Source organism: Candidatus Parcubacteria bacterium (assembly GCA_023131895.1).
Lineage (GTDB): Bacteria > Patescibacteriota > Minisyncoccia > Minisyncoccales > JAGMDC01 > JAGLYZ01.
Map to the genome: position 1 here is coordinate 292,294 of JAGLYZ010000002.1, position 17,045 is coordinate 309,338.

The following is a 17,045-nucleotide window of genomic DNA, read 5'->3' on the forward strand; positions in this document are numbered from 1 at the left end:
TAACAAACTTTAGTTTGATATATCAAGTCTCTGATTTGCTGTAGCGCTTTTTTTCAATAAAATCATTGGCTTTTTTGAGAACTTCTTTAGTATTATCAAATTTAAGCCGCTTTGTTGCCTGCTCATATAGCAGCCACTGAAAGCCAATATGTTCAGGAGAAAGCTTTATTTTTTCTATTTTTGTTTCAGCTAAATAGAAAGTGACTATCTTAAAAATGTTTTCCTTCTTAAATTTAAAAAAATATTTTATCCATTCTTTAAATCCATTAACAAATTTTAAATCTTTAATTCCTGTTTCTTCTTCGGCCTCTCTTTTCACTGTTTCTAATTCTTTTTCTCCTTTTTCAATATGGCCTTTGGAAAAATCCCAATAATCTTCCTGGGATCTTGAACCAGAAGGATAATGTAAAAGAAGATAATAAATTTTATCTTTTTCTTTTCTAAAAATTACTGCTCCAGCAGATTTTTCAAAAGGCATACTATTTAAAAAATTTTAACAATATTATTCTTTTGAAATCGGGGGTTGGATTATTTTAATTTTAGAAATTTTAGACATTCTCCCGCTTCTAGGCTTCATTTCTTTTAAGATTAAAATCGGTAAAAATGCACTAAGAAAAATAAAAATTCCTACTCCAATAAAAAGAATGTTAAAACCAAAATTATGAGCGATTATTCCTCCTAATGCCCCAGCTATCCCTGTGCTTATTCCAATTGAAGCACCCCTAACACTCCAATCAAATGCCTCTTTATTTTTATCAATATGCCTTGTAAAAATAGCAGTATAACCAGGAATATTCATTCCCATTCCTACAGCGTAAAGTACCTGTAAAAAATAAATATGCCATGGTAAATAAGAAAAAATATAACCAAAGACAGCTAAAGCTGCTAGAATATTACCAACAACTATAAAACAAATATCATCTTTTTCTCCATGATTTTTATCTAAATATTTACCAAAAGGGATTAAAACTACTGAGTTTATTATCCAATAAATTGCAGCGGCAAATCCGACTACTTCAATATTACCTCCCTGAATATTATCAGTCAAAAAAACAGCAAAGATTGGAGTTATAAAACCAAATCCTGTTAATAAAGCTACATCAGACCAAATTAAAATCTTTATAACTTTGTTTATAGATTTAAACATAAGACCTATTGCGAAATAATTTTTCGTAGCGAAATCACAAAATTTTGAGCGAAAATTGTGAAGAATGAGAAGGTTATATGTTGTATAGCCAACGAATTCTGAACAATTTGCAGCCAAAATTTTGGGATTGCAGTAGAAAAGGTTATTTTGTAAGAGGTCTATAACTTAAAAGTTGTTTTGCGTTTTCAACAGCATAACCCATAGTATCATTGTTGAAATACACATAAACATCCAAACCTTTTTTTCGCCATTTTTTGATTTTCTGAGCCAAATTTTCAAGTTCTTTTTTCGTATATTTCGAACTAAATAAAATTTTAGAACCATGCATTCTAATATAAACAAAATCAGCTGTTATCTCCTCGGCTTTTGGAAAGGAAGGTGAATCACTAATAACCCATGCGCAGTTGTATTTTTTTAGTAACTTGTAAATTTTCTCATTACACCAAGTTTGATGCCGAAATTCAAAACTATACTTTAAATTTATCGAAGTCCGACTTCGTAATATTGTTAAAAACTCTTCTAATCTTTTTGTATTCTCGTCAGTAGCTTGAAAGTTTGGAGGAAATTGGAACAAAATCGGACCAAGCTTTTCTTTGAGATTTAGGGCATTTTCTAAAAAAGTTTTCCAGGGTATTTTTACATCCTTTAACCGTTTGATGTGGGTAATGAAACGACTTGCTTTGACACTAAATATAAAATCTTTAGGAGTTTGTTTATACCAATTCTGATAAGTAGCTGGCTTTGGTAAATGATAAAAAGAATAATTTACTTCCGCTGTCTTGAAATGCTCTGAAAAATATTTCAATTTATCTTTTCCTGATAAATCTTCAGGATAAAAAATACCATCCCAATGAGAATAGACCCAACCCGATGTTCCGATAAAAACTTTGCCTGCCATTCTTCAATTTTAACATATTTAGATTAAAAAACTAATAATCTTGACATTTCTATCTTTTTAGCAAACTGAATAAAAAAATCCGCCTTGAGAATTAGATTTTCACCTAACCCAAGACGGCTATTTTGTTTTTTGGTTTATTAATGGCTGTAGATTTACCGAATATCAATATTCAGAGAAGAAAATCGGTTTGTCAAATTTGAGACAATCTCATAGAGATTTTTTACTTCCTTCAGCTCTCCGCCTTCTCGATAGACCTGTTTATCAAGTTGTTTGCCATCTTCTGTCTGAATTCTCCAACTATCGTTGTCAATTACATCAGCGACTACAATTTTACCATTGTCTTTCCGCCTGCCGAATTCTATTTTGAAGTCCAAAAGTGTAATACCAAGTTCTTTCCATGCTTTTTCCAGAATTAGGAATATCTGTTTAGCTTGCTCTTTAATATATACCGCCTCTTCAAGTGTGAGTTCACGCTGAACTGATTTGATAAAACTCAAATCGTTTATTGGCTTATGCGCGTCGTGAAGCAACCAATTGCCTAAAGCGAACACTATTATCGGGTCATGTAGCTCGTCGTCTTTGTAAAAAAATTCCACTTCCAGTTCGTCAAAAACAGTGCCATCCGCAATTTTTGGGTTCCGCTTAAGATAACTGCCTTTAGCAATCCTTCTAATCACCACTTCTACTGGTATCATATCGCATTCTAAAGCGTAAAAACCTGTTTCTCCTGCTCGTTTGATAAAATGTGCCCTTATGTTGCGCTGATTAAGCAATTCAAAAATATTTGATGTCGTGTTGTTCGCCCATTTGTCTTTACCTTCCATTGGATCTTTTTTCTTTCCGTCTCCAGCTGTAATAATCGGCTTGCTGATAATTTTCACTATTCCCGGTTCAGCTCGCCAAATTTCTTTTGTTTTTCCTTCATCTATTTTTTCCATTTCTTTTCATTTCACCTCCTAAGCTTTTTCATCCTTTTCCTCCTTAATGTCAAATCTCTTTGCCCATTCATCAGCGACTTTCTTCGCTTTTTGCGCCGCAATTCCTGTATATTTAAATTTGCCAGAAAGAATATCTTTTTGCCGCTTTGTCATTCTCGTAAAATATGGTTTTAATTCCGTCTCTTGTTTTGCTGCCTCTATTAACGACAATTCACTTTCCTGCATTACCCAGGTGGTTAAACCCCGTATCTTTTCGTGGGCATCAGGATGCCCTAATGAAGCCAATATGATATAAAGCGGCTCTGCGACTGAATCCTGTGCCGAAGCAAGATTTCGTTTGAGATTTTCTTCATCAACCACCAACTTTTCCATTATTCCGGTCAAACGTTTTACCATATATGCCGCGTACGCAAAAACCTCTGGATATGTTTTGCCCGAAGCTGAATTCGTAAGGTCTCGCTGGTGTTCGCTAATTTGGTCCATCAAAACTGTTATAATTCTCGGCATAGTAAATTTCCAAACGCTCTTACCGTTCTCAAATCCTATGGGATTACGTTTATGCGGCATTGTTGAAGAGCCGACTTGTTTTGGGCTTACTGCTTCGCCTACTTCGCCAATTTCAGACCTCTGCAAATGCCGCATATCATCGCATAAATTCGCTAACACGCCAAGAAGAGTTATAATCTCCTGCAATAATCGCAGTAATGGCTCTGGCTGAACAATTTGTGTTGAATGGCTCGCGGGTTCTAACCCTAATTCAGCCAAAATTTCTGCTTCAAACTCTTCGGGGTCGTCAAAAAGCAATGATGACGCGTTATAAGCGCCTACTGCTCCTGAAAATTGTCCAACAAGTTTAGATGTCCGTTCCTGAATAGCAACAATGCATCCGCCAACACGGCTAACATATTCTGCCATTGTGAATCCAAATGTTATTGGCTCTGCGTGTTGTCCGTGTGTCCTGCCGATTTGTCCTGTGTTTGCATATCGTCTTGTTATATCTATAAGCACTCTCTCTAATGTTATAAGAGACGGCAAAAAAATCGTCTTAATAAAGTCCTTATATCTGGCGGCGTTAGCAGTGTCTATAATGTCAAACGAAGTCGCTCCTAAATGCACAAACGGCTTGGCTTCATTACTCACCTTGTTTGTGATACAATTCACAAGCGCGCGAATATCATGTTTAATGCGCGCTTCTTCTTCATAAATCTCTGCTGTGGTTACTCTACCGCAAGCCAATGCGATTTCTCTTACCGTGCTTTCTTTGCACAATCCTCGTCTGCATAAAACTTTTGCCAACGCAATTTCCACCAATAACTTATATTTTGTTGCCCCGTTCTCTGATAAATAAAATGCGACATCCTCGTTCCAATAGCGGTAGTCTCCCGGAGATATATTCTTAAAAATATCCCTTTTTTCTTTTTCCATTTTATTACCTCCTTTATTTCTTTTTTTTGTTAAAGAACTCTATCTGCCTTATCCAAGGCAGGACTTCATTGTCCTTTACTCTCACCTTAATTATTTTTACAAATCTGTCAATCTTTTGCTAAACCAAAGCTATTCTTTTGTTTTTGTAATTGATGAAAATTTGTTTTTCTTTAATTACTTTCCCAATTGTCTCGGCTTCAACTTTTTCCCTTTTTAATAAATTTAAAATTCTATCTTTGTCTTTATCTTTAACAATTATAGCAAATCCCCAGCCCATGTTAAAAATTCTAAACATTTCTTTTAAACTGATTTTTCCTGTTTCTTGGATTAAATTAAAAATCGGCTGAGGTTTAAAATTATTAAACTCAAAGCCAACTTTTCTATTTAATTTTTTAAATTTTAAATAAGCATCACCAGTTATATGGACAGCGCCAAAAATCTCAAATCTTTTGGCAATCTCTAAAAATGGTTTAACATAAATTTTTGTTGGTTTAAGACACTCAAAAATTAATTCTCTTTTAAAACCTTTCAGCTTGTCAAAAGCATTAAATTTACCGCCCCATTTTTTAAAAAGCACTTTTCTTACTAAAGTTAAGCCGTTAGAATGAATTCCAGAGCTTTGAAAGCCAATTATAATACTGCCTGGTTGTATTTTCTCTCCAGTGATTATATCTTTTTTCTCTATTTCTCCAACGCAATCACAATTTATATGGTAAAAAGTATTTAGAAGTTCTAATACATCGGCTGTCTCTCCTCCTATTAAAGGACAATTTGCTTCTTTAACCCCGATAATCAATCCTTTCTGAATCTCTCTTAATATTTTCGGCTCTGACTTTTTAATATCAATCACATCTGTAATAGCTATTGGTTCTGCTCCGCATCTTATACAATCATTTGCCACCATAGCCACAGCATCTTGGCCAATAGTATCATGTTTATTAATCCATTCAGCTAAAAGGACCTTTGTTCCTACTCCATCACAGGTCTTCACCTGATATCTATCATTTCCAATTGGATAAAGAACATTGAAAGGAGTTTTGATTATTTTTCCATATTTACTTAATTTGTAAGTAAGCTCAAAACTCTTTAAAGATTTTTTTGCCTTATCCCTTATTTCTCTGCTAACTCCGGCTTTTGAATAAGTTATCATAAGAGGTCTATACTAAAAATCTGTTATGCCGCTTTTTTCTTTTAGATATCTAATAATCCTATCTATCTCCGACTGATCAAAATCTTTAATCGATTCAAATTCTTTAGCTCTTACTTTACGGAGAACTCCTTTAAATTCCTCCTTCTTAATATCCTCGCCACAGCTGTTAAATAATTCATTCATTATCTTTTCTCTTTCATATTTACTAAATATCTTGCTGTCTGTAGGCAGATCATGCGAGGGGTCTCTTAAGGTATCTCTAAGCTCACTGCTATTGATTTTTTCTTTTTCTTCAAACAAAGACATATTGCGAGTTAAAAGTTTAAAGTTAAAAATTTAAAGTTAAAAATTCCCTATTTCTCTATGTTTTCTAAATACGCTCGGGTAGAAGAACCGACAAAACCAGTGCCTTTAATCAATCCGACCGGTTCCAAAATCTCTGAACTATATTTTTCTTGAAATCTAATTACTGCTTGTTGAGTAATCGAGCCAAAATAGCCGGTAGCTTCAACATCCGACCTTTGCCATACTCCTTCAGCAATTAAAACTTCTTGCAATGATTTAACATCATCACCCTTCATTCCTAAAGATAAATTACGAACCCATTTAACAATCACTTTTGTGTCTATGTCTATTTTAATAAAAAAGTCATCAAAACAAATTCTGGTTTTCTCACCAAAATATCCGGTTCCTTTTTCTAATCCAATCGGTCTTAAAATTTTGTATTTTTGTTCTTCTTGAAATTTCGCTAAAGCATTTTTTGTAATTGGTCCAAAAAATCCAGTTGCTTCTGTTTCAGAATCCCAAAGTTCTATATTTATTAAAAACTTTTGAAGCATTTTTACGTCTTCACCAGAACTGCCAATACTTAAATCCCTTTTCCATAAACCAGAAGGAAATAAAATAAGGTCTTCATTAAATTGATGCAATCTGCCATAAAAATTAACTGATAATACTTCTACGCTTGATTCAAATAAATCAGCTATTTCCTCGCTCACTTCTTTAATTTCCTCTTGGCTAAATTCAACAGGAAATTCAGATTGATGTTTTTCTGGAATAAAATCTTTAGCAATAAAGAAAACTTGAATCTTTCCATAACTGTCTTTGATTTCAGAAATAGCAGTTACTTTTAAAGGATAATATAAATAATCAGAATCAAATTTGTAAATTAAAGGTTGTATACTTTCTTTTGTTTCTTTAGTGTTTATCACATCAAAAACAAAATACTTTATATCTCTTTTCAAGTAATTAGAGATGCCATTTTTGAATTCTGATGAAATCTTATATGTACTAATTTTATCACCCACACAACTTCCGGGTTTATCAGCACAATCAGTGGTACAAATCCCTTCTGGTGAACAATAACTAGCTATGCAAACTCTCTTACAACTATCCGGGCATGTACTAAAAGTATAATCTTCACAATTTATTTCATATGTCATTGAAAAACCTTTTTTCTCGGCAAAATTTTCAATCCATTCCAGAAAATAATCTAAATCATTCACTTTTACTACTGTTACGTCATGCGCTCCAATTTGTTCATGAAAGGTAATCTCTATTTCAACGCCTGCTGTTTTATTATCGCCTTCTCTACCAAAACCGGGCGTTTGAATTTTTTCTATTTTTTCATTCATAATCTCTGTGATTTTATCAAACGACTCAAAACTCCCTTCTTTAATTTCAGAAGGGTTGGAAGGCAACGGCACCATTCTTAAAGCAATGACTTCTGTATCACTTTCTATGTCATTAGAAAGAATTATTATTTCTTCTTCACCATTCCAAGCAACAATTGCATTCTGGGCTGTTTGGTCCAAATGAACTTTTGGCGGCCAAACTATCATTCCGCCGTCCGCGAAAATATAATTTGGGATTATTAAAACAAAAGCAACTAAAATTGTTAGAAAAATTATTTTGTTTTTCATATTATTTTAATATAACACATTTTTGTTATTTCTAAAATAGGGTTTTCTGGTTTGGCGACTTTTTCCGCTCAGCTTTAGAAAAAATTCTGACTTTGCCGAAAACACCGTCATAACCTGGCTCAACATCAACCCTTCCCTGTCTTACTCTTATTATTCCTTCAGTAATCTCTGGCAAGGTTGCTGACTGTAAATCTGTTTTGGGAATATCTAATAAAATTTTAAACTCCTGACCAAATTTTTCAATTAGATTTTTATACTCTGCTACTACTCGCTTTGTGCCTGTATTTTGACCCAAACTTTCAGCAATTATTTCTTCTAAGAGAACCATGCTTTTAAAAGGAACTACTCCTTCTGGTTTAAATCCCTCTGGCTTATCTGCTAACTCTTCTACTCGGTTTAAAACTCCAATAGTTAATGGCTTGCCGCAATTAGGGCATATATTGTTATATTTTTTTGATTCTAAAGGCGATAAGCTAATTTCGCAAGTTCTATGTCCGTCATAATGGTATTTTCCTTCTTCAGGGTAAAACTCAATAGTGTAAAGAAACTTTTTGGGATTTTTTGATTTCATTGCTTCCATAATAGAAAAATAATCTAATTCTGTATCAAAAACATTTGCTTCCCTGCCAAGTTTAGGGCCACTGTGCGCGTCACTGTTTGAAATTATAGCAACCTTTCGACCATCAGGTATTCGCCAGAGCATTGCCGGGTCCGCGCTTAAACCGCTCTCTATTGCATAAATATACTTTGTGTAATCTTCAAAACATTCTTCCAAAGAATCAAAGCCTGACTTTGAACCAAATATACCAAACCATGGAGTAAAACAATGTGCTGGAACAATTAAACAATCTTGGGAAGTATTTAAAACGATTTTTGCTAATTCTTTTACATCCAAACCTAAAATTGGCCTGCCATCAGATTTTAAGTTTCCAATCCCGCTCAATTGAGTATTGATTTTTTCAACAACTTCAAAAGAAGGCGCGAAAACTATGATATGAATTTTACGAACTCTTCCATTTTTAGAATAAATACAGCTAATTTCTGAAGTTAGAATAAACCTTGTCTCTTTTTCGCGTAGTTTCGCGTTTAGTCCTGCGTGGTTTCGCGAACCAGGGCTTTTTATTCTAAAAAGCCCTGGTTCTGCTGGTTCCAATTTCTCTTTTATATTTTGAAACCATTCTGGATGAGTAAAATCACCTGTTCCTAAAACTTTAATCCCTTTGATCTTTGCCCATTTATCTAAATTTTCTAAATCCATTTGCGGGCTGGTCGCTCTTGAATATTTAGAATGAAGATGAAAGTCAGCTATAAATTTCATAATTTACTTGAAAATAAAATAGAAAATTTGAAATCCTGCGCCTAAAAGAAAAAATAAAGGCAATAAATATAACAATGGATTCATTTTTTTAGAAAATTTCTTTTTCAAAAAAGCTTTGTAAAGCAAAACAATAATTATTCCCTCTCCCCCAAGAGCAAAAGCACCAGTAATACCAATAACATCGATAAATTCCCTTATACCTGCTAAAAACAAAAACAAAGGCAGAAAACAAGCTATAACCCAGGAAAGATTTTTAGACAATTTAAAATCATACCAAAAAACTTTTTTTAGAGTCAAACCCAAAGTAAGAAATGAAGTAAAGCAAGCTATAATTCCAAAAATAAAACCAAGCTTAATAATGCCATTGCCAGTTATCCTCGCAAAACCAGAAATGGCTTTTTCTGAAGTATAAGGGCCGCAGACACTGAATATAACAAATACAAAAAATAAATAAGCAACAGCTGCGATTAAAATTCCAGAAACAATAACTTTTTTAAGTTTGTCTTTATCTCCTTTAACTATTTCCTTCAACTCTGGAATTATTGCCGAACCATATAAAGAGAAAAGAATAACGCCGTAAGGAAAAGTTAAAAACTTCCAATCAATTGTTTTTAAGTAATCAATATTAATAAAAGGCAGAGCTTTTAGAAAAAAAATAATTAAGATAACAAAAAAAATAAATAAGAGAGAAAGTTCAATTTGGGATATACTCTTAATTCCTCGAAAAATCAGGTAACTGCCAGCACTAAAAAATATTAGAGTATAAATTAAATTACTTCCGCCAAAAGCTGGAGCAAAGAGAAATTTTAAAAACTCTCCGCCAACAATTAAGTAAGCCAGAGAAGCGCCGGTCAAGCCAAGCCAAATAAGTAAAAAAGATAAATTTTTCCAGCCAGTTCCAAGATATTTATTTACATAACCGGGTAAACGGTGAAGTCCCTTTGTTCCTAAACAAATTTTTCCATAAATTAAATGAATAGTGATTACTATTCCTAAAGTCAGTAAAAAATAAAAAAGGATAATAAAAAACCCTGCCTTAGAAGCAACATAAGGCAAGGCGAAAATTCCTACTCCAATTATGGTTCCAACAAAAACAGCTAAAGCTTTTAAAAAGTCTTTCATTTAAATACTTTTAGATTTTATTTATTCTAAAACTTTCTTCTTATTTTTACCCGCCCTTCCTTAACTATCATTAAAGTATTTTGAAATTCTTTTTTCTCTAAAATTTTAGTTTTAAAAAGCCACTCCAATGTTTCATTTACTGATTCTACTGTTTGATTTCTTAATTTCAAAACAATAACCCAAATTTTTTGTTTAGTTGAGAAATAAAAAATTTCACCGAAATCTAAATCGAAAGTAATGATAATCATTCTCTCTTTTACGGCTTTTTCAGCTATTTTAATGTCTTCGGCTTTCTCTAAACCAAAATGAGCTACGGTTTTTGCTTCGTAGCCCTTAGATTTCAAAAATTCTGCGGTCTCGTAGGAAATATTTGCATCAAGTAAAAACTTAAGCATAAACCTTTTTATGAGAAATTCGAGGGATTAATTCCTCCTCATATTTAGTAAGCAACTGGGCATAATCCAAGGCAGCTTTAATATCTTTTTTAGTAAGTTGAGGATAAGCTTTTATAACTCGCTCAAAAGTATAGCTAGCTGCTAATAGATTCAATATCAAATAAACCGGAATTCTCGTTCCTTTAATCACCGGTTTACCGCGCATTATTTTTGGATTAACTTCAACTCGTTTCTCCATACAATTTTATGATAGAAAATTTTAAAACTGATGTCAAAATGTTATATTGAAATTTTCTACTTTTAAAAATTCTTTACCATTAATATATACTATTACCTCATGTTTGGTGGAACTCCAAGTAATGACAAAATGAATTCTTTCGCCTATTCTAAAATTCATTAAAGGCTTTCCTTTAGAAAATAATTCTTGATTTGGAGAATATACTTTTAACTCTAATATTGGAGGAGCACCATTGGTCGCTTCCAATGATAACAATATCCGCCCATCAGTTCTTGGACTAATTAAATCAGTTATATCTGTTTTTTTGGTTCCAATACTAGTCGGAGTAAATTTGAATTCTATGGTTCCCTCTGGAGTTTCTAAATTTTGTATATTAAGAATTGGCATTTTAATAAATTTATTTTTATTAATAATCTCTACAAAATAGGAGGAGGAATAGCCTCACTTTTCTTTATAATCCCATCAATTTTTGCATTTATCTTCTTTTCTATTTCCTCTGTTTTTTCTTTTTTGAATTCTCTCCAATCTTTTTCAAATTTAATAAAACTGTAAAATCCAAGCAATACTATTAAAATTGTCATTAAACCTATAATCCACGTGAATGTATTAATATATCTATCCAATCTTACTGATGCTTGTTCAAAAGAAGTAATAATATTTAATTCCTTTGTTTTCAAATAATTATCTATAACAACCTTAAAATCATCGTCTTGTAATAATTCTGTTATTATTTCTTCTTTTATTTGTGTTTTATCTTCTGTATTTAAATTTTTTGCTTGAATTGAATCAACAGTGATGAAAAAAAATAGAAATAATATTAAGCAGATATAAATTTTATTAATTTGAACTTCTTTTATCATTTTAACATTTATTATAAATTTTTGAAAGTTTAATAATATTAAAATATTAAGATATTTACATTCCTAAATCAAATTGTTTCTTTTACACTCCATTTCGTCAATTTCATATAGGCTTTTCAAAGATAGAATTAGCTTCATTTTCCCCGACTATAATTATGTCCAGCCAATCCAACTAAAAAACGCTATCAAAAAAAGTAATCCCAGGAGAACTACTAGAACATTAAAGATTATAAATTCCACCCAATCACCAATTGTTTTCTTTTGTTCTTTCTTTATCATCGGATAAGTTGGATAAGCGTGATGTTCCATGGCACTATTTCTTTCGTGCTTTAATCTTTTTTCCTTTCTACTTTCTCTATCTTTTTTCCATTTCTTAAATTCCTCCTTTAATCTAATTAACCCGCTAATATTGATATTAATAAACATTTTATTGATTCTAAAGTTAAGGTTTGTTCTCTATGATGTACTTAACGATTTAATGCTTCTAAATATGATTTATCATCACTATATGCCACTATATCCTGCATAATAAAAGTTATTTCAATAGGATTACAACCTTTTTTCTCTAACAATCTATATTTCTCTAATAAATTCCTATCAGAAATTACTTTATTCGCCACATCTTCACCAGCGCCGCCCATTACTAATAAATGATAAATATTCTCTAATCTTTTTTTAGGAACCTTATGTTTCTTAATTTTCTCTTTCATAAAATAGTAATCGCTAAAATGGTAAACAAAAGCCAAAAGATAATTCCAATAAGCCCATACAATTTCCAATAAGGATGCTTAGGTTTTTCGCCACCCAATAACCAAACAGGAATATGGGAAGCTGTAAAAAACATTCCTCCGATAATGAAAAATATAATAAATAAAATAATTTTCATAAAATTCTTATGTATTTTAGACCTACGCACTGGTCTATAGGTGTAAAATTACTCGTGAGATTATTGTTTTATTAATTTAATTCCCAGTCCGGAGATTTGGGCGCCGCCAAGAATCATAATACCCGCGAAAATTGACCAAGCAACCAGATTTAAAAGAGCAGGAATCGTGCTTGCTGGAAGTATCTTCCCTATTTGCTCTTCTATTGTTTGCTGCATTTCTTCCTGAATGCTTAACTCTTTTTCTTTTAAAAATGAAATATCTTCTTCCGGCATCTTAAAAATCTTTGGCATATCTGTTTTAGCTGTAAAAATATTATAAGAAAAATATAAAGAAGAAAAAATTATAGAAACTCCTATTATTAATAAAAACCAGCCAAATATTTTTTTGAATGACATTTTTTTATTTAGGTTCTAATAAATTTACAAAGTTGTCTGCCAAAGAAGCGGAAAAAGAAGACAAATCCATTGACTGTGTAATTTGCTGGGTTTGAGACATAAAAAAAGGCAAACAAAAAACTACACCGAATATTCCGCCTATATATATAAAGAGAACAAATGTTTTAATTAATGTCTCTGGAAAATCACCATCATGTTTAGAAAGCCGCTCTTTGTATCTCAAAGTAAAAACAAAGCAAAGGAAAAATAACAACAAATATATCAAACTGATTTCAAATAAAGTCATATTAATATCTTATTTCAAAATTTTTAAATTTATTTTCATATTTTTCTTCTTTTATCTCAATGTCATCAACCCTGGAAATAATAGGGCCCTGCCTTGCCCATTTAATTATTTTTTTGATTTTTTCATCCTCTCCTTCAAAAACTGCCTCTACCCTGCCATCATTTAAGTTTTTCACCCAGCCGTTTATTCCTAATTGCTGCGCCTTTATACGAGTGCTTTCTCTAAAAAAAACACCATGCACTCTTCCGCTTATAAAGAGGTGAACCCTGGTTCTTTTATCCATTTTTTATCCGCTTAAACTCAAACTTTATATACTTTATAGCCTTCCCTTACTTTTTCATTAACTTTTAATCCGACTGAATCTCCTTTTTTCGCCTTTTCAATCTGTTTATGCTCGTATTCTATTGAATCTACTGTTTGATTAAAATCTGTTTCTTCTCCGCCGACAATTCTAATTTCATCTCCAACTTTAAGAGGTGCAGATAATTCAATTACTGCCACGCTAATATTACTAAAATAATGAGTAATTTTACCTATTAGCTTTCCTTGTTCTAAAGGATTATTTTCTGGCATAAATTTATACTTAATTGTATTATTTCTTCGACCTTTTTGAGTCTTCTATTAATCTAATTAATTTTTTGACTAGCCTTTTGGGATCTCTTTCAAAAACAATTCTTATTTTCCCTCTATGCGGAAACTTGATTAAATTTTTTATAATATCTGCCGTGCCTCCAGTTCCCTCCAAAACCCCTATTGGTTTTTGGTCTTCAAAAGCTATTGTGAATTCATTAAGCGTGCCCATTCTGCCGCATATTATAATTACAGCGTCTGCTGCTCTAGTCATTAAAAGATTCCTGCCAGCATAGCCAAAACCAGTGTGGACTATAATGTCAGAAACCCTTGGAAGACAATACTTCTTTCTATGCGCTATTTCAGAAGCAGCTGGCGAAAAACCAATACTGATCCCGCCTGCTTCTTCTAATCCTTGTACAGAAAAATAAGGTATACCGGTAGTAGCTCCGGTTACTAAAATACAGTCTTGTTTGGCAATTTCTTGTCCTACTTCTTTTGCTAATCTCTTGGCGTTTTTTGAGCAAACACCTATTTGAGCCGCGCCTGATACTGCTATTTTATATTTCATATATTTTTATTTTAACAAATTTTTTCTTTTATATCTACTACTATTGATTGAGTATGGTCTTGAGGAAAAATTTCTTTGATTTTTTCAGCACCATATTTTCTTTTAATGTATTCTCTTAATTCAAACTCGTATTCTGCTCCTATAAAATCAGTGCTTTTGTATTCTTTAACTTCGAAAAATTTATCTACTAAAATATTAATCGTCTTTCGGCTATAACCCATTAATGGCTGGATATAATGAATATTAAACTTATCTTCTAAACGCCTGATTTCTGATAAAGAAAGAACAGGCACCCTATCATCTCTTCTAACACCGTCGGCAATAAGCTCTGCCTGTCCAGCCAATATTTCTAAGGCATGTTGATGAATATGCTTTATGCCATTAGCTGGGAAACCGTCTTTTACTATTTGTTCTGCGACTTCCTCTAAAATTTTTCTATCTAATTTTAGAACCCGAAAAGGAAATTCTAATTTCTTGGCAACTTCTTCTGCTTTTTTCCAGTTTGAAAGAGTTTCAAAAGTACAGATTATAAGTTCTACTTCAAAAAACTTTGACAACATAATCGCAGCTAAACAACAATCCTTTCCACCACTAAACAAAATAGATGCTTTCATTTTTTTAATCTTACCATAAAATCTATTTTTTTCAAGCATAAAAAAGTGTCCCCAAGAAGACTCGAACTTCTATCTTGAGTTCCGGAAACTCATGTGGCACCTGCCCCGCACTAAATTTGATGTATCCCCAGTGCGGCTCGAACGCACAACCTTCAGCTCCGGAGGCTAACGCTCTGTCCAATTGAGCTACGAGGACAAATTTTAGTGCGGGGTCCATTGAACTACAGGGACAACAGGGTTATGATTATGATATGAATATCAATGAACTAATAATTAAAGAATTATTGAAAAACAAATCTGAAACTTTGGAAGATTTGGCAATAATAAAAAGAAAAATCGCAAAAAAATATAAAGTTTCCTTCCCTTCTAATATTGAGCTATTAAAAGCATATCACGATTTATTAAAGGGAAAAACCTGTTCGGCAGGCTCAGGGCAAGGCATAAAAAGGTCTGAAATTTTGGAAAATATTTTAAGAAAAAGAAAAGTGAGAAGCCTATCTGGCGTAGTAGTTGTCTCTGTTTTAACTAAGCCATATCCCTGTCCAGGAAAATGTATTTACTGTCCAACTGAAAAGGGACTGCCTAAAAGCTATCTTTCTGGAGAACCAGCAGTGGAAAGAGCAAAAAGAAATAAATTCAATCCTTATCTTCAAGTCGCAGATAGACTAAAAAGCTTAAAAATTCAAGGTCATCCAATAGACAAAATTGAATTAAGAATAATTGGAGCAAGTTTTACTGCTTATACAAAAAAATATCAATCTTGGTTTATCACACGCTGCTTTGCAGCATGCAACGCAGAACAACGCGAAAATGAACACGAAACAACGCGAAAAATTAAATCTTTAGAAAAAGAGCAAAAAAAGAATGAAAAAGCCAAACATAGAATTGTTGGAATTTCAATTGAAACAAGGCCTGATTTAATTGATAAAAATGAAATTCTTAATTTAAGAAAGTTAGGAATAACAATGGTAGAATTAGGAGTCCAAACCATATATGATGACATTTTAAAAAAATGCCAAAGAGGCCATTTAGTAAAAGAAACAATCAAGGCAACGAAACTCTTAAAAAACGCTGGCTTTAAAATAATGTATCAAGTAATGCCTAATCTACCTGGTTCTAATTCAAATAAGGACTTTCAATGCCTTAAAGAAATTTTTCAGAATCCAGATTTCAGGCCGGACTGGTTAAAAATTTATCCTTGTGTTGTTTGTAAAAATACAAAACTTTACCAACTTTGGAAGCAAGGCAAGTATAAGCCATATTCTGATAAACAGTTAATCAATCTTTTAATTCAAATAAAAGAAATCTTGCCATATTGGGTTAGGGTGGCTCGATTATTCAGGGACATACCAGCTTATCACATCAAAGCTGGCAGTAAAATTTCTAATATAAGACAGGTGGTTAAAAAAGAATTGAAGAAAAGAAACAAATTCTGCCGCTGTATCAGGTGCAGGGAAGTAAAAGAAAAATATGATCCTAAAGAAAAAATTCATTTATTCCGTGAAAATTATAATGCTTCTGATGCTAATGAAATATTTTTAAGTTTTGAAAATAAAAAAAGAACAAAACTATACAGCTTGCTCCGTTTACGAGTTTTAAAAAATACAACTATAGTCAGAGAACTTCATACTTTTGGCCAAATGATACCAATTTCTGAAAAAGCTTTAGGCGCCCAGCATAAAGGACTTGGTAAAAAATTAATCAAAGAAGCTGAAAAAATAACAAAACAAGAATTTAATTTAAAAAAAATAGCCGTGATTTCCGGCATAGGCGTCCGCAACTACTATCGCAAACTCGGCTACCGACTAAAAGATACTTATATGGTTAAATTTCTTTAATAAGTATGTCTTTTATTGCTTTGTCAATTTCTATAACTAATTTATCAAAGCCCGCTTCTTCTTCACCGAATTCACCGGGAGAATAGACAACTTTATTGCAAAATTCAAACATAGCATTCCAATGTAAATCTTCTTCTATAGTTCTAATATCAGTTCTCCAGCCAACAACTGGTTTGTTTATCCCAATTCTAATTCCAACTTCTACTGCTGTGCCACTATCTTGATCAGGACCATCTAAATTAGCCAATAAAATATCACATTTTATTATTTCTTTTTTAGCTCTTTCAGAAATAGCTTTACAATCTATTTTTCCGTCTTTATCAAAAATAATACCTAAATCCTGAGGTAAAATTACTTCATATCCTTTCTTTTCTAAATTTTGTTTTAAGGATTTATTAAATAACCTCTCTTGAATACTAAAAAGAGATCCGCCAAAAAATATTCTAATTTTTTTATTTTCTTGTTCCATTA

The 17,045-nt window shown here is 32.3% G+C and carries 25 protein-coding genes and 1 tRNA gene; 1 reads left to right on the forward strand and 25 read right to left on the reverse strand.

Features of this window, described 5'->3' with window-relative positions; all coding sequences use genetic code 11:
• Positions 1-22 precede the first annotated feature (22 nt).
• The 24 genes from KAT95_02380 to KAT95_02495 form a co-directional block, all read right to left on the reverse strand.
• Complete coding sequence (locus KAT95_02380) at positions 23-478, reverse strand: NUDIX domain-containing protein (protein MCK4520693.1); 456 nt, start codon at positions 476-478, stop codon at positions 23-25.
• A gap of 24 nt (positions 479-502) precedes the next feature.
• Positions 503-1,147, reverse strand: coding sequence for an MFS transporter (locus KAT95_02385; GenBank protein MCK4520694.1), 645 nt, complete (start codon positions 1,145-1,147; stop codon positions 503-505).
• 142 nt (positions 1,148-1,289) lie between these two features.
• The gene (locus KAT95_02390) at positions 1,290-2,045 is read right to left on the reverse strand and encodes a DUF72 domain-containing protein (protein ID MCK4520695.1); all 756 of its coding nucleotides are present in this window, start codon (positions 2,043-2,045) and stop codon (positions 1,290-1,292) included.
• A 152-nt stretch (positions 2,046-2,197) separates the two neighbouring features.
• The gene (locus KAT95_02395) at positions 2,198-2,983 is read right to left on the reverse strand and encodes a phosphoribosylaminoimidazolesuccinocarboxamide synthase (GenBank protein ID MCK4520696.1); all 786 of its coding nucleotides are present in this window, start codon (positions 2,981-2,983) and stop codon (positions 2,198-2,200) included.
• Between the two features lie 18 nt (positions 2,984-3,001).
• On the reverse strand, positions 3,002-4,408 hold the full coding sequence (locus KAT95_02400; GenBank protein ID MCK4520697.1) for an adenylosuccinate lyase: 1,407 nt from the start codon (positions 4,406-4,408) through the stop codon (positions 3,002-3,004).
• A 118-nt stretch (positions 4,409-4,526) separates the two neighbouring features.
• Positions 4,527-5,558: a phosphoribosylformylglycinamidine cyclo-ligase gene (gene purM / locus KAT95_02405; GenBank protein ID MCK4520698.1), complete on the reverse strand. Its 1,032-nt coding sequence runs from the start codon at positions 5,556-5,558 to the stop codon at positions 4,527-4,529.
• A 12-nt stretch (positions 5,559-5,570) separates the two neighbouring features.
• The gene (locus KAT95_02410) at positions 5,571-5,864 is read right to left on the reverse strand and encodes a hypothetical protein (GenBank protein ID MCK4520699.1); all 294 of its coding nucleotides are present in this window, start codon (positions 5,862-5,864) and stop codon (positions 5,571-5,573) included.
• Between the two features lie 47 nt (positions 5,865-5,911).
• Positions 5,912-7,480: a DUF2330 domain-containing protein gene (locus tag KAT95_02415; protein MCK4520700.1), complete on the reverse strand. Its 1,569-nt coding sequence runs from the start codon at positions 7,478-7,480 to the stop codon at positions 5,912-5,914.
• A 31-nt stretch (positions 7,481-7,511) separates the two neighbouring features.
• Positions 7,512-8,798 (reverse strand): DNA helicase UvrD, encoded by a 1,287-nt coding sequence (locus tag KAT95_02420; GenBank protein MCK4520701.1) that lies wholly within the window; start codon positions 8,796-8,798, stop codon positions 7,512-7,514.
• Between the two features lie 3 nt (positions 8,799-8,801).
• Positions 8,802-9,920, reverse strand: a complete 1,119-nt coding sequence (locus KAT95_02425) for an amino acid permease (GenBank protein MCK4520702.1) — start codon at positions 9,918-9,920, stop codon at positions 8,802-8,804.
• Between the two features lie 26 nt (positions 9,921-9,946).
• Positions 9,947-10,315, reverse strand: a complete 369-nt coding sequence (locus KAT95_02430; GenBank protein MCK4520703.1) for a DUF5615 family PIN-like protein — start codon at positions 10,313-10,315, stop codon at positions 9,947-9,949.
• The gene (locus KAT95_02435; protein ID MCK4520704.1) at positions 10,308-10,553 is read right to left on the reverse strand and encodes a DUF433 domain-containing protein; all 246 of its coding nucleotides are present in this window, start codon (positions 10,551-10,553) and stop codon (positions 10,308-10,310) included. The genes KAT95_02430 and KAT95_02435 overlap by 8 nt, the downstream gene beginning before the upstream one ends.
• A 33-nt stretch (positions 10,554-10,586) precedes the next feature.
• On the reverse strand, positions 10,587-10,940 hold the full coding sequence (locus tag KAT95_02440) for a hypothetical protein (protein MCK4520705.1): 354 nt from the start codon (positions 10,938-10,940) through the stop codon (positions 10,587-10,589).
• A 29-nt stretch (positions 10,941-10,969) separates the two neighbouring features.
• The gene (locus KAT95_02445; GenBank protein MCK4520706.1) at positions 10,970-11,413 is read right to left on the reverse strand and encodes a hypothetical protein; all 444 of its coding nucleotides are present in this window, start codon (positions 11,411-11,413) and stop codon (positions 10,970-10,972) included.
• A 153-nt stretch (positions 11,414-11,566) separates the two neighbouring features.
• Positions 11,567-11,839, reverse strand: a complete 273-nt coding sequence (locus KAT95_02450; GenBank protein MCK4520707.1) for a hypothetical protein — start codon at positions 11,837-11,839, stop codon at positions 11,567-11,569.
• 41 nt (positions 11,840-11,880) lie between these two features.
• Positions 11,881-12,123 (reverse strand): hypothetical protein, encoded by a 243-nt coding sequence (locus tag KAT95_02455; protein ID MCK4520708.1) that lies wholly within the window; start codon positions 12,121-12,123, stop codon positions 11,881-11,883.
• The gene (locus KAT95_02460; protein MCK4520709.1) at positions 12,120-12,299 is read right to left on the reverse strand and encodes a hypothetical protein; all 180 of its coding nucleotides are present in this window, start codon (positions 12,297-12,299) and stop codon (positions 12,120-12,122) included. The genes KAT95_02455 and KAT95_02460 overlap by 4 nt, the downstream gene beginning before the upstream one ends.
• A gap of 60 nt (positions 12,300-12,359) precedes the next feature.
• A complete protein-coding gene (locus KAT95_02465) occupies positions 12,360-12,695 on the reverse strand; it encodes a hypothetical protein (protein MCK4520710.1) in 336 nt (111 codons plus the stop codon).
• 4 nt (positions 12,696-12,699) lie between these two features.
• A complete protein-coding gene (locus KAT95_02470; GenBank protein MCK4520711.1) occupies positions 12,700-12,981 on the reverse strand; it encodes a hypothetical protein in 282 nt (93 codons plus the stop codon).
• A gap of 1 nt (position 12,982) precedes the next feature.
• On the reverse strand, positions 12,983-13,264 hold the full coding sequence (locus tag KAT95_02475; protein ID MCK4520712.1) for an acylphosphatase: 282 nt from the start codon (positions 13,262-13,264) through the stop codon (positions 12,983-12,985).
• Positions 13,265-13,281: 17 nt separating this feature from the next.
• Positions 13,282-13,554: a hypothetical protein gene (locus KAT95_02480; protein ID MCK4520713.1), complete on the reverse strand. Its 273-nt coding sequence runs from the start codon at positions 13,552-13,554 to the stop codon at positions 13,282-13,284.
• A 19-nt stretch (positions 13,555-13,573) separates the two neighbouring features.
• Positions 13,574-14,122 carry a hypothetical protein gene (locus KAT95_02485; GenBank protein ID MCK4520714.1) on the reverse strand — a complete coding sequence of 183 codons (549 nt, stop codon included), beginning with the start codon at positions 14,120-14,122 and terminating at the stop codon, positions 13,574-13,576.
• Positions 14,123-14,133: 11 nt separating this feature from the next.
• A complete protein-coding gene (locus KAT95_02490) occupies positions 14,134-14,736 on the reverse strand; it encodes an alpha hydrolase (GenBank protein ID MCK4520715.1) in 603 nt (200 codons plus the stop codon).
• Positions 14,737-14,858: 122 nt separating this feature from the next.
• Positions 14,859-14,932, reverse strand: a tRNA-Arg gene (locus KAT95_02495).
• Positions 14,933-14,987: 55 nt separating this feature from the next.
• On the opposite strand from KAT95_02495, the gene KAT95_02500 reads away from it, so the two are divergent.
• On the forward strand, positions 14,988-16,574 hold the full coding sequence (locus tag KAT95_02500; GenBank protein ID MCK4520716.1) for a tRNA uridine(34) 5-carboxymethylaminomethyl modification radical SAM/GNAT enzyme Elp3: 1,587 nt from the start codon (positions 14,988-14,990) through the stop codon (positions 16,572-16,574).
• Here the strand turns inward: KAT95_02500 and KAT95_02505 are convergent.
• A complete protein-coding gene (locus KAT95_02505) occupies positions 16,561-17,043 on the reverse strand; it encodes a nucleoside 2-deoxyribosyltransferase (GenBank protein ID MCK4520717.1) in 483 nt (160 codons plus the stop codon). The two genes, KAT95_02500 and KAT95_02505, sit on opposite strands and share 14 nt — an antisense overlap.
• Between the last annotated feature and the right edge of the window lie 2 nt (positions 17,044-17,045).